The sequence below is a fragment of the Paenibacillus sp. DRB1-1 genome, assembly GCF_052119485.1.
Taxonomy (GTDB): Bacteria; Bacillota; Bacilli; order Paenibacillales; family Paenibacillaceae; genus Paenibacillus; species Paenibacillus polymyxa_B.
In genome coordinates this window covers 313,984-326,970 of record NZ_JBODQH010000001.1, presented here as the reverse complement: position 1 = coordinate 326,970, position 12,987 = coordinate 313,984, and the positions used below count along the sequence as shown (strand labels likewise).

Genomic DNA, 12,987 nt, shown 5'->3' with positions numbered 1-12,987 from the left:
GGGTGAAGCCGATGAACGAGCGAAAAGCCGCTCACTTAAACCATTCCGAACTATGGGAACAATGGAAAGAACACGGTGACAAGGAAGCAAAAAAACAGTTAATTGAAAAGTATCTCCATATTGTGGAATATGTGTCAGGCCGTCTTGCAGTAGGCTTGCCTAAAAATGTATCCAAGGATGATCTAGCGAGTAACGGCGTTATGGGTTTGATTGACGCTTTAGAGAAATTTGACTATGAGCGTGGTTTGCAGTTTGAGACCTATGCTTCTTGGCGTGTTCGTGGAGCGATTTTGGATGGTCTTCGTCAAGGGGATTGGGTTCCTCGTTCAGTTAGGGAAAAAGCGAAAAAAATCGAGGATGCCTACCAGCATTTGGAACAAAGATATCTACGCACGGTAAGCGACGAAGAGATGAGTCATTATTTGGACGTTTCTGAGAAAGAGTTTCAAAATATGATCCAGGAGGTCGCCGTTATGTCGATTGTCTCACTGGAGGACCCGATCCGCGAAGAGGAATCGGAAACACGGCTTTCCCTTTTGGTAGACGAGAAGGCGAAAAATCCGGATCATAAGGTCAATGAATTTACACTTCGTGATGCCCTTGCACAAGGCATTGATAAATTGACTGAAAAAGAACGTATCGTTGTTTCTTTATTGTATTACGAGGATTTGTCACTCAGCGAAATCGCTGAGGTCATGTCGCTATCTCCATCGCGAATTTCACAGTTGCATTCCAAAGCAATATTACGTCTGAGAGCGACATTGGACAAACAACGGGATTTGCTAATGCGTAAAGATTAACGTACGGGAGGTTACAGTAACAGTTAGACGGAAGGAGCACCCTTGTGGAGAAGCAATATGCTTTGGACCAGTTTTTAAAAGTGGTTGTCTCACCTGACAAACAAACCGCCTACTTGGAGTTTGCCAAACGTGAAGAAGGCTTTGCCTGTTCTGTGGAAGAATTAGAGCGTTTTCTAAGCAACCAAAAAATATCCTACGGTTTAATGACCGATGCAATTCGTGTATTTGCAGCAAGTCCGGAAGATCATTTCTTTGGAAAATTACTGATTGCTCAGGGAAAGCAGCCGATCCATGGCACAGACGGAAAAATTAATCTGGCTGATATTGTGACTGGCGAAGATGCACATAAGCCGCTTGAAACCGTGGATGGACGGGTGGATTATAAAGAATTAACTCGTTTAAGAAATGTGAAACGTGGTCAACTGATTGCCGAACGGGTTGATCCTGTGCCGGGTGTACCGGGGATTGCTGTAACCGGAGAGGAAATTCCTTTTCTTCCAGGTAAAGAGGCGCGTTTTAAAGTCGGAAAAAATGTAGTGATCCATCCAGAAGGTGTTGCGATGTATGCGGCTATTGATGGACTGGTGACTACGACTGAAAAGGGCAAACTTAATGTATTCCCTGTATATGAAGTGAACGGGGACGTCGATTATAGTGTCGGTAACATTGATTTTGTTGGAACCGTCGTCATTCGTGGGAATGTCTTGACTGGTTTTCGAGTTCGGGCGGCTGGCGACATTCGTGTCATCGGTGGTGTGGAAGGCGCTGAAATTGAGGCGGAAGGTTCAGTGGAAATCAGTGGCGGTATTATCGGATATCATAAGGGGTTCGTGAAAGCTGCACAAAATGTCAAATGCTCATTCATACAAGATGGTAACGTGATTGCCGGAGGCGATATACTTGTATCCCAGAGCATCATGCATTCCCAGATTAAAGCGAGTGTAAATGTACTCTGCGAGGGGACTAAAGGGCTTATCGTAGGTGGCAGTGTACAAGCTGGTAAAAAGGTAGTGGCTCGTACCATCGGTAATACGATGTCCACAGCTACTGTTATCGAAGTGGGTGTGCTACCCGAACTGCGCGATGAACTGACAGAACTCCGCGCACGTTTGAAGCAGCAGACAGACAGTCAGGATAAAACGAATAAGGCCCTTACCATATTGGATCAGCTTGCCGCCGCCGGACAGCTTGCACCTGAAAGAATGGCTATGCGAATCAAGCTGACATCTACTAAAAAATCTAATGAACAGGAGCTTTTGGAAACCAAGTCCAGAATGCTTGAAATTGAACGAACATTAGAGGATACGAGCCGCGCACGGGTAGAAGTGAAAAATGTAATTTACGGTGGCTCTAAAATAGTTATCGGCAGATATACAAAATTTATTAAAGATTCAGTGGAAAGAATGGCGTTTTATTATCACGAAGGAGACATCAGCATGTCCTCCTACGTGTAATTCGGCACACTGAAAAACAACATTCAACATTGTATTCCTTGGAAGACAGAACGGATGCCCAATCGGAAAGGGTGTGGTCCAATGAGCTTGAAGGCTGTTGAATTGCAAATTGCCGTACCTCGCACCAGCGAAGCAGGAAAATACCAAAGTGAGTCCCAGCAGCGGCCGATGAATGATCAAGCATTGCTTGGACAAAAGGCCGCGTTGGAGACGGAAAACATGCGTCAGCGAAGCAGTGCCGTAGACCAGTCTGCGGAAACATTCGTCGGTGAGCGGCAAACAGGAGGGCAGAGCAGAGATTCTTCCCAGCAGAGCCGCTCCCGCTCAGATGAGTCTGAGCTACCTAAGGAGCATCCGGCAGAGCATCCGTTCAAGGGACATCATATTGATTTTTCGCTCTGATCCGACAGGTGAAGAAGCGTTATTAAAGGAGACGATGGGCAGTGGATCAACCATGGATTTATATTGTTCTGCTGGGCGCCGCAGCTGTTGTCTACGCCTGGCTTCTGCCTAAGCGTCAGCCAGGCCGGGGAACAGAAGAGGCCGTCGTCCAAAAGGTCGAGGCCACATTGGAGCAATATATGGCCGATATTGAAAACGATAATGACGAGTTGATTGAGCTCGTTTCGGGTATGAAGCAGGAGCATACAGTTAAACAGGCGGCATTACAGGAGCAATTAGCTGAGCTTCGGAGCCGTATCGTGGAGCTTGAGCGCCAGGCTATGTTTGCTACTGTTTCTATGCAAACCGAGCCTGTATCTAAGGAAATACAACATACAGCTACTTCTCATCAGGCAGCGGTTGCATACGGTCAATTTCAAAGTCCGCAATCTGGAATGTCTGTGCAGGAAGGCTACTCTGGTTCAGAAGCTCCCCTCATAACTATGGAGGAGCAGACGGTATTACAAGACCCTGAAACGGAGCAGGAAGCAGAGTCCATCCGTGATCGTTATCAAGAGTTGTTTGCGCTGCATGAGCAAGGCAAGTCGGTGGACTATATAGCCAAGCAATCAGGCATTCAACGGGGTGAAGTACAGCTCATATTGCAACTCGCGGAGCGGGAGGATGTAACGTGATCAAAAACCGTTCATTTATGCTAGGCATGGGTACTGGTCTGATAACGGGGGCATTGCTGTTGCAACTGGCAATGATTGGTCAGGGACAATCGCAGCAATCTTCCACAGACCCGAAAAACATGACGCGAGAGCAATTAGAAAAGGCAGCAGCCGAATTAAATCTTCAGATCAGTGACAGCTCTGATCCGAAAATGACAGAAGAGGAATGGCGTAATAAGGTGATCAAGGAAGGTAATAAAACTCCGGTTGCACCCCAAAAGGCTAAACCAGCTCAAACGCCGGCAACACCAAAGGCACCTGTAAACAGCACATCCTCGGCTGCGTCTAAACCTTCGACTAGCACATCGGTTCCACAAAGTCCGAATAAGCCGCAAACTCAAAGAGCTGGCACTACAACGACTCCCAATATCCCCAAGCAGCCTGCCACCCCACAAGTGCAGTATAGCATTGCATCGGGAAGCAATTTGAGAAGTGTGGCATCAGGATTGCAACGGGCAGGGGTCGTATCTGATGCTAGTGCATTTGAGGCAGCAGCTAAGGCTCAAAAAATCAATACCAAAATTCGTACCGGTACCTATCAGTTTGCTAAGGGTGAGGATTTCAGTTCTATCATTACTAAAATTACGAAAAAGCCGTCCAACTGACCAGACTGGGAAGTGGGCGGCTTTTATTCTTGCTGACAAGTTCGATGAGAGGCGTAAAACGTCACATTTTGCGTTGTTCCAACTATTGTCGAAAAGTTGGTTGCAACGATGCAAGTGTTATGGTATATTAATTGACGGTGTTAAAAACGCACGTCGGTTAATTTTGTAGAGGGTGCTTTCCATTGGAAAGTCTTTATGAAAAATGATGTCGGCGGAGGACACACAAAAAACCAAACTTAGGAGGTGCGTGAAGATGGCAGTAATCTCCATGAAACAGCTTTTGGAAGCTGGGGTTCACTTTGGTCACCAAACACGTCGCTGGAACCCGAAAATGGATCGTTATATCTTCACTGAAAGAAACGGTATTTACATCATTGACTTGCAAAAGACAGTGAAAAAGGTTGAGGAAGCTTACAACTTCGTAAAAAGCATTGCAGCTGAGAATGGTACAATTCTGTTCGTAGGCACGAAGAAACAAGCACAAGATTCCGTTAAAGAAGAAGCAGCACGCGCTGGTCAATTCTACATTAACCAACGTTGGTTGGGTGGTACGCTGACTAACTTCCAAACGATTCAAAAACGTATTGACCGTTTGAAACAACTAGAAGCTTGGGAAGAAGACGGTACATTCGCAGTTCTTCCTAAAAAAGAAGTTATCATTCTTCGCAAAGAAAAAGATCGTCTTGAAAAATTCTTGGGCGGTATCAAAAACATGAAGGGCCTTCCAAGTGCTCTGTTCATCATTGATCCACGTAAAGAACGTATCGCGGTTGCTGAAGCTCGCAAATTGGGTATCCCAATCGTAGGTATCGTTGATACAAACTGCGATCCAGACGAAATCGACTATGTTATCCCAGGTAATGACGACGCAATCCGCGCTGTTAAATTGCTGACAGGTAAAATGGCTGATGCAGTTATGGAAGCAAACCAAGGCGAAGAAACTACAGCATAATATTTCCATTAGGAAATACCTATATGAATTAAATGAAAAGGGTGGTTGGCAGGTGTATAACCTCTCACTACCCTTTTTTTAAGGAATAAAGCACGGTATACCACTGAAAATCAAATTTGGAGGGAAATAATATGGCAGTTAATGCTAGCGCAGTAAAAGAGCTTCGTGAAAAAACAGGCGCAGGAATGCTGGATTGTAAAAAAGCGCTTGAAGAAGCAAATGGTGATTTGACAAAAGCGGTTGAAGTTCTGCGCGAAAAAGGACTTGCAGCTGCAGCCAACAAAGCAGGTCGTATTGCTACTGAAGGTGTTGTTGAATCCTACATTCATGCTGGTGGCCGTATCGGCGTACTGGTAGAAGTAAACTGCGAAACAGACTTCGTAGCTAAAACAGACCAGTTCAGAGATTTTGTACGCGACATTGCAATGCATATCGCTGCATCGAACCCTCGTTATGTTCGTCGCGAAGAAGTGCCACAGGAAGAAATCGAAAAAGAAAAAGAAATCCTGAAAGCACAAGCTCTGAACGAAGGTAAACCAGAGAAAATCGTTGAGAAAATGGTTGAAGGCCGCATTGGTAAGTTCTATGAAGAGTTCTGTTTGTTGGAGCAATCTTTCATCAAAGATCCGGACAAAACAATCTCTACGCTTATCAACGAAAAAATCAGTACAATTGGCGAAAACATCTCCCTGCGTCGCTTTGTTCGTTTTGAACTGGGTGAAGGTCTGGAGAAAAAAGAAGACAACTTCTACGAAGAAGTTATGTCTCAAGTGAAACAATAATTACCAACGAACGGTAATTGCATATGCAAGAAACGGAAATGGAACACATCAGTGTTCCTTTTCTTGCAACAGGACACCTATCCTGTTACATAAAGTATAAATGATATTGGAGGGTGATCATTTGGAAAAACCTGTGTTTAAGCGTGTTGTCCTGAAAGTTAGTGGTGAATCGCTGTCAGGTCCTAACGGTTACGGTATTGATGCGGATACGATTGCGTCCATTGCCGAACAAGTCAAAGATGTGGTGGAACTGGGAGTAGAAGTTGCTATCGTGTGTGGTGGCGGTAACATCTGGCGTGGTATTGCTGGAAGTGCCAACGGAATTGACCGGGCCACGGCAGATTACATGGGTATGCTGGCAACAGTGATGAACTCACTGGCCTTACAGGATGCTTTGGAACAGATTGAAGTACCTACGCGTGTACAAACATCCATTGCAATGCAACAGATTGCAGAACCTTACATCCGCCGTAGAGCTATCCGTCATTTGGAAAAAGGTCGGGTTGTAATTTTTGCAGCAGGTACAGGTAATCCTTTCTTCTCGACTGATACTACTGCTGCACTGCGTGCCGCTGAGATTGAAGCGGAAGTGATTCTGATGGCTAAAAATAAAGTGGATGGCGTATATTCTGCTGATCCGTTTAAAGATAGCACAGCTGAGAAGTATGAGCAGCTTACGTATTTGGATGTGCTCAACAAAAATCTCGGTGTCATGGATTCTACTGCTTCCTCGTTGTGCATGGATAATAATATTCCGTTGATTGTCTTTGCTATTACAGAGCAAGGTAACATTAAACGTGTCGTGCTGGGTGAGAAAATTGGTACGATCGTCAAAGGGAGTGTAAATTAATGCCACAATCTGTGAAAAAGAGTGCTGAGGAGCGCATGCAAAAAGCAATCCAAGCATTGCAACGTGATCTTGCATCTTTGCGTGCAGGACGGGCGACACCAGCTTTACTGGACCGTGTGCAGGTAGAGTATTATGGTGCAATGACTCCAGTCAACCAGCTGGCGAATGTCAATACACCTGACAGCCGGACCTTGATGATTCAGCCTTGGGACAAATCTTCCTTGGCCGATATCGAGCGCGCTATACAAAAATCCGATTTAGGTTTGACACCTTCGAATGATGGCAACACCATTCGTCTGAGCATTCCTGCTTTGACGGAGGAGCGCAGAACTGACTTGGTGAAGTTGACGAAAAAGAACGGTGAAGAAGCGAAGGTCGCTATTCGTAACATTCGTCGTGATGCAAATGATGACATCAAAAAAATGGAGAAAAGTGATATTTCCGAGGACGAATCTCGTAAATATCAGGAAGATATCCAGAAAACCACTGATAAATTTATTGCTGAAGTGGATAAAGTTTTAGCTGCAAAAGAAAAAGAAATTATGGAAGTTTAAAAGATTGGCAGCCCCTCCCTTACGGTGGGGTTTGTCTCTTTTCAAGCCTGAGGCACATTTTCAGAGAATGCTGGAGGAACTGGAATGATCAAACGGGTTCGGTCTTGGTGGAACGGGGAACAAAAACAGCAAACACCGGCCATTTCAAAAGACAATATTCCGCAGCATGTTGCTGTCATCATGGATGGGAACGGCAGATGGGCCAAACGGATTGGAATGCCGCGGATTGTAGGGCACCAAAATGGAATGAAGGCAGTGAAACGCACAGCAATTGCGGCGGATGAACTGGGTATTAAGTATTTGACTTTGTTTGCATTTTCAACTGAAAATTGGACGCGTCCAAAGGACGAAGTTGATTTTCTAATGCGCTTACCGCAGGAATTTCTGGCTATTGAGCTAGATGAGCTGATTGAAAAAAATGTGCAAGTGCGTATGATGGGAAATAAGGAACATTTACCTTCCCATACCGTTGAGGCGCTGACTGAAGCGACTCGACGAACTGAAAATAATACCGGACTTGTTCTTAATTTTGCATTAAATTATGGTAGTCGGTTGGAAATCACAGAATGCATGCAAACATTGGGCCGTCAAATTGCGGATGGGAAGCTTAAAGCAGAAGATATAACATCTGAGCTGATCGGTAATACGTTGCTTTCTAGTGGTATGCCAGACCCTGATTTACTGATTCGAACAAGCGGTGAGCTTAGACTTAGTAATTTTATGCTCTGGCAGCTTGCCTACAGTGAGTTGTGGTTTACTGATATTTATTGGCCTGAGTTTAAGAAAGAACACTTATACGAAGCAGTGATCGAATATCAGCAAAGAACACGGCGGTATGGCGGACTGAAGTAAATGGAGGATGAAAGCCGTTGAGACAGAGATTAATTACCGGTATTCTGGCAGGCATATTCTTTTTGGCGATGGTCCTGTGGGGCGGCTTGGCCTACCATTTGCTTATATTGGCGATGGCCCTAATCGGATTTTATGAGTTCGCACGAATGGCGCAGGTATCTCCTTTTGGAGGTACAGCAATACTTGGATACGTAAGCATATTTGCTTTTGTATTCCCATATGAACCTTTTGGTTTGCACTCACCCTTACCCATTGCCAGTATGTTTTGGCTGGTAATGATAGCTTTTATGATCATCACGGTAGGAACGAAAAATAAAATCCCAATTCAAACGGTAGCTATACTATTCCTCGGTACCGTTTATATAGGGTTTGGATTTTCGTATATAGCGGAATCACGTCATATGGAACATGGACTGTTATGGACTTTTTTATTGTTGGCTTGTATTTGGGCAAGTGATGCAGGGGCGTATTTTGTAGGCAAAATGGCAGGGAAGACGAAACTATGGCCTGCGATCAGTCCAAACAAAACGGTCGAAGGATCCATTGGCGGCATTGTTTTAGCGTTGGTTATAGCTCTTGTATTCGCTGGATTATCAGATGGACTGCTGCCATGGGGCAAAGCCATCGGCATCGGTTTGTCATGTGCAGTTGTGGGACAACTGGGCGATTTGGTACAATCTGCATACAAACGAGTGTACGGCATTAAAGATTCCGGTAATCTGCTGCCAGGGCACGGTGGTATACTAGACCGCTGCGACAGCTGGATTGTCGTTTTTCCATTTGTACATATGCTGATGCTGCTTCCATGAGTCTGTTGATTACAGTTTATGCTCAGGCTTAATCTCTATGCTGCTCACTCTGCGCTACTAGAAGGATGGAACCAGTAGCATAGTTGCCTGAATAACAAACAATGAGCTCCTGGATAAAAGTGATTTTCAGGATAGGAAGGTGCATCATGAAAAGAATTACGGTACTTGGTTCAACCGGATCTATTGGAACTCAAACGCTGGATGTAGTGTCCATGCACCCGGATCAGTTTACTGTTGAGGCTTTAGCAGGTGGTTCTAATATAAAGTTACTTGCTGAGCAGGCGCATCTCTATAAACCCAAAAAAGTGTCTGTGGGTACTCGGCAGTTGGCGGATGAAATTCGTCCTTTACTGCCTTCTGGAATGGAACTGTATTGGGGAAATGAAGGACTCGTTGAGCTTGCTGCGAACACAGAGGCGGATATGGTTGTGACGGCTGTAATGGGCAGTGTCGGATTGCACTCCACGCTGGCCGCGATTGAGGCTGGAAAACAGATCGGTTTGGCCAATAAGGAAACACTGGTTACTGCTGGTCATCTGGTCACAGCGCGGGCTCGGGCGAAAGGAGTGCCGTTGCTGCCGATTGACAGTGAGCATTCAGCTATTTTCCAATGCTTGAATGGTGAGCGTATGAAAGATGTGGCACATATTACCCTCACAGCATCAGGGGGTTCTTTTCGAGATTTGACAAGAGAACAGTTGCTTGAAGTTACAGTGGAAGATGCACTCAAGCATCCCAATTGGTCAATGGGGGCCAAAATTACGATTGATTCAGCAACGATGGTAAACAAGGGGCTGGAAGTCATTGAGGCGCATTGGTTATTCGGACTTGATTATGAGCAGATTCATGTGTTGCTTCATCCAGAAAGCATTATTCATTCCTATGTTGAGTTTCAGGATACAAGCATTGTTGCTCAACTTGGGAATCCGGACATGAGAGTACCCATTCAATATGCATTAACTTACCCTGAGCGTATGAAGTCCCCGGCGAAGCCGTTGTCACTGGCTGAAGTGGGTAGACTCCATTTTAAGGAAATGGATTATAATCGTTTTCCTTGTTTAAGGCTTGCCTTCGAATGTGGTAAAATGGGTGGTACAGCACCGACCGCATTTAATGCTGCTAATGAGATTGCTGTTGCCCGTTTCCTGCGTGGAGAAATTTCTTTTCTGCATATTGAAGCTATTATTGAACGTGTGCTGGAGCGGCATGTCAATGTGGCTAATCCTGATCTTTCTGCGATTGAAGCCTGCGACGGAGAGACTCGTAGCATAGCTGCGGGGTTGTAGGCTAATGTTGGGTTAGAAATGAAATGTGATTCTCTTGTGCGGGATCGGAGAATAATGATAATCTAGGAAGACAAACTCGATCTCATTGAAAGGGGAACGGAAACGATTGGAAACGATTCAAATAGTGTTGATGACGGTGCTCATGTTTTTCGTCATAGTGACGGTGCATGAATGGGGGCATTATTATTTTGCCAAACGCGCCGGGATTCTGGTACGGGAGTTTGCGATCGGTTTCGGTCCGAAACTGTTTTCTTATAAAAGAAACGAGACGCGATTTACGCTGCGTTTGTTGCCGTTCGGTGGCTTTGCCCGCATGGCGGGAGAGGATCCGGAGGTCAATGAAATTGAGACCGGACAAACGATTGCTGTACGCGTAACGGATGACGTCGTTAAAACCATCTATCTAGATCAACTAGATAATCGCAAGAATGTGGTACGCGGCGAAGTGTTGGATATTGATTTGGAACAGTCGTTAACTTTAAAATTGGATGTAGATGGCGAAGATCAGCAATACACTGTACACCCGCAAGCGATGATGGTAACCAAAGGACAATCCATTCAGATTGCACCAAAGGATCGGCAGTATGGGAGTAAAACAGTAGGACAGCGTGCGATGGCTATTTTTGCTGGACCATTGATGAATTTTATACTTGCCTTTATTCTGTTTGGTCTTCATATTCAGATGGTCGGCATACAAGTGGACAACCCGACTTATGTCCAAATTAGTGAAATTACAGCAGGTATGCCCGCTGCTGAAGCTGATTTGCATAAGGGAGATATCATCGAATCGGTGAATGGAATAGCCATTGGTGCGAATGTTGAAAACATGATCAAACTGATTGCGGATTCTCAAGACAAGCCGATGAAGTGGACGGTTCGCCGTGATAATAAGACCTTTGATCTTACTATTACACCTCGTGCAATGGAAGGACAAAAGGGTGGCAAGGTGGGCATTATGCCTGAACTTCCAAAACGCCAAGCAGGTGTGGGTGAAACGTTCAAATTTGCCGGACAATCTATGGTCAGAACGACCGATATTATTTTCCAAGGATTTAGCCAGCTCATTCAACGTTTTTCTATCAATGACTTGGGAGGCCCGGTACGTACTTTTGAAGTGACGGGGCAAATTGCTAAGCAGGGGATTGAGCAGTTGACGTATTGGACTGCTATAATGAGTCTTTATCTGGGGATATTTAATTTATTGCCTATTCCGGCGCTGGATGGAAGCAGACTTGTTTTCCTTGGTGTGGAGGCGGTAAGAGGACGTCCCGTTGATCCGAGCAGGGAAGGAATGGTCCATTTCGTTGGTTTTGCTATGCTATTCCTGCTTATGATTGCGGTCACGTATAACGATATTTTACGCTTAATTAATGGTTAATTAGAGACGGACTTGTATAAAAATGGTCTGTATGGGAGGACATGCATTTCTATGTCGAATGATAAACAGTTTGTCGAGGAAATTACGCCGCAGAGCGAAGATTTTTCCCGATGGTATATTGATGTTATTAAAAAAGCAGAACTGATGGATTATTCCCCTGTTCGCGGGTGTATTGTATTCCGACCCGATGGTTTTGAAATTTGGGAGCATATCAAGGAAGCAATGGACGTGCGCTTCAGAGAAACAGGCCATCGTAATGCCTATTTTCCAATGTTCATTCCCGAAAGCTTTTTTCAAAAGGAAAAAGAGCATGTCGAAGGGTTTAATCCTGAACTACCTTGGGTAACCGAAGCTGGTGGAGAAAAGCTGGAAGAGCGTCTTGCAATACGTCCGACTTCGGAAACCATGATAGGTCATATGTACTCTAAATGGATTCAATCCTATCGTGATCTGCCGGTGCTTATTAACCAATGGGCTAACGTAGTGCGTTGGGAAAAACGCACGCTTCCTTTCTTGCGCACAAGTGAATTTTTGTGGCAAGAAGGTCACACGGCCCATGAAACAGAAGAAGAAGCACGTGAAGAAACGATGAAAATGCTGGAAGTATACCGTGAGGTTATTGAGGAAGTTCTAGCTATTCCAGTTATTACTGGACAGAAAACACCTTCTGAAAAGTTTGCAGGTGCGAAGGATACATTTTCACTGGAAGCGATGATGAAGGATGGACGGGCGGTACAAGCTGGGACTTCCCATTACATGGGGACTAATTTTGCCGTTGCATTTGACATTAAATATTTGAGTCGTGAAAACAACCTGGAATTCGCGCATACGACTTCATGGGGAACAAGTACACGTTTGATCGGCGCACTGATTATGGTCCATGGAGATGACCGTGGTCTAGCATTGCCTCCTAAAGTTGCGCCTACGCAGGTTATTATGGTTCCAATTGGACCACCTAAGAAGCGTGATGCGGTTATCGCTCGTGCAGATGAACTATTTGCTGAGTTGAAACAAGCGGGAGTGCGTGTTAAAATGGACGACCGCAGTGATGTAAGCCCAGGCTGGAAATTTAATGAATATGAAATGCGCGGTGTTCCGGTTCGTATGGAAATCGGGCCTCGTGATATGGAAAACGGCGTCTGTGTGCTCGTATCCCGTATCAGCGGTGAGAAAAAAATCGTGCAGCAGGATAATCTGGTTGAGGAAGTACACGCGATGCTCGCACAGGTACAGCAGGAAATGTTTGATCGTGCGAAAAATTTCATGGAAGAAAATTTCTATTCCGTCGATACGTTGGACGAAATGAAGACTCTCATGGAAGAAAAACGCGGTTTTACTTTGGCAGGTTGGTGCGGATCCGAAGAATGTGAAGACAAAGTTAAAGAAGTAACAGGTGCTACAAGCCGTAACATACCGTTTAAAACAACTGAGCAAAAGTCCACATGTTTGTGCTGTGGCAAACCTGCCAAGCATACAGTAGTGTTCGCACGGGCGTACTAATATAGAAGTAGGGCAATATCACTATACTCACTTCATTCTTTTCGCTGACA

At 45.0% G+C, this 12,987-nt stretch carries 14 protein-coding genes; all 14 read left to right on the top strand.

What is annotated here, in order from left to right:
- The first annotated feature begins 11 nt into the window (after positions 1 to 11).
- The 14 genes from ACQW03_RS01400 (at position 12) to proS (ending at position 12,937) form a co-directional block, all read left to right on the top strand.
- Positions 12 to 800 (top strand): FliA/WhiG family RNA polymerase sigma factor, encoded by a 789-nt coding sequence (locus ACQW03_RS01400; protein WP_013309911.1) that lies wholly within the window; start codon positions 12 to 14, stop codon positions 798 to 800.
- A gap of 44 nt (positions 801 to 844) precedes the next feature.
- Complete coding sequence (locus tag ACQW03_RS01395; protein ID WP_023988205.1) at positions 845 to 2,254, top strand: DUF342 domain-containing protein; 1,410 nt, start codon at positions 845 to 847, stop codon at positions 2,252 to 2,254.
- A gap of 81 nt (positions 2,255 to 2,335) precedes the next feature.
- Complete coding sequence (locus ACQW03_RS01390) at positions 2,336 to 2,656, top strand: hypothetical protein (RefSeq protein ID WP_023988206.1); 321 nt, start codon at positions 2,336 to 2,338, stop codon at positions 2,654 to 2,656.
- Positions 2,657 to 2,697: 41 nt separating this feature from the next.
- Positions 2,698 to 3,330: a hypothetical protein gene (locus ACQW03_RS01385; RefSeq protein WP_441947933.1), complete on the top strand. Its 633-nt coding sequence runs from the start codon at positions 2,698 to 2,700 to the stop codon at positions 3,328 to 3,330.
- Positions 3,327 to 3,974: an endolytic transglycosylase MltG gene (locus ACQW03_RS01380; protein WP_071640517.1), complete on the top strand. Its 648-nt coding sequence runs from the start codon at positions 3,327 to 3,329 to the stop codon at positions 3,972 to 3,974. Before ACQW03_RS01385 ends, ACQW03_RS01380 begins: the two co-directional genes overlap by 4 nt.
- A 253-nt stretch (positions 3,975 to 4,227) precedes the next feature.
- Entirely contained in the window at positions 4,228 to 4,926 is a 699-nt protein-coding gene (gene rpsB / locus ACQW03_RS01375) for a 30S ribosomal protein S2 (protein ID WP_013309916.1), read from the top strand.
- Between the two features lie 131 nt (positions 4,927 to 5,057).
- Positions 5,058 to 5,708 (top strand): translation elongation factor Ts, encoded by a 651-nt coding sequence (gene tsf / locus ACQW03_RS01370; protein WP_013309917.1) that lies wholly within the window; start codon positions 5,058 to 5,060, stop codon positions 5,706 to 5,708.
- 121 nt (positions 5,709 to 5,829) lie between these two features.
- Entirely contained in the window at positions 5,830 to 6,558 is a 729-nt protein-coding gene (gene pyrH / locus ACQW03_RS01365; RefSeq protein ID WP_013309918.1) for a UMP kinase, read from the top strand.
- Positions 6,558 to 7,112 carry a ribosome recycling factor gene (frr, locus tag ACQW03_RS01360; RefSeq protein ID WP_023988209.1) on the top strand — a complete coding sequence of 185 codons (555 nt, stop codon included), beginning with the start codon at positions 6,558 to 6,560 and terminating at the stop codon, positions 7,110 to 7,112. The genes pyrH and frr overlap by 1 nt, the downstream gene beginning before the upstream one ends.
- Before the next feature lie 84 nt (positions 7,113 to 7,196).
- Positions 7,197 to 7,964 (top strand): isoprenyl transferase, encoded by a 768-nt coding sequence (locus ACQW03_RS01355; RefSeq protein ID WP_071640519.1) that lies wholly within the window; start codon positions 7,197 to 7,199, stop codon positions 7,962 to 7,964.
- A 17-nt stretch (positions 7,965 to 7,981) separates the two neighbouring features.
- Positions 7,982 to 8,773, top strand: a complete 792-nt coding sequence (locus ACQW03_RS01350; RefSeq protein WP_076292659.1) for a phosphatidate cytidylyltransferase — start codon at positions 7,982 to 7,984, stop codon at positions 8,771 to 8,773.
- A 146-nt stretch (positions 8,774 to 8,919) separates the two neighbouring features.
- A complete protein-coding gene (locus ACQW03_RS01345; RefSeq protein ID WP_023988212.1) occupies positions 8,920 to 10,059 on the top strand; it encodes a 1-deoxy-D-xylulose-5-phosphate reductoisomerase in 1,140 nt (379 codons plus the stop codon).
- Between the two features lie 106 nt (positions 10,060 to 10,165).
- Positions 10,166 to 11,437, top strand: coding sequence for an RIP metalloprotease RseP (gene rseP / locus ACQW03_RS01340; RefSeq protein WP_441947930.1), 1,272 nt, complete (start codon positions 10,166 to 10,168; stop codon positions 11,435 to 11,437).
- A gap of 51 nt (positions 11,438 to 11,488) precedes the next feature.
- Complete coding sequence (gene proS / locus ACQW03_RS01335) at positions 11,489 to 12,937, top strand: proline--tRNA ligase (RefSeq protein ID WP_013309924.1); 1,449 nt, start codon at positions 11,489 to 11,491, stop codon at positions 12,935 to 12,937.
- The last annotated feature ends 50 nt before the right edge of the window (positions 12,938 to 12,987 follow it).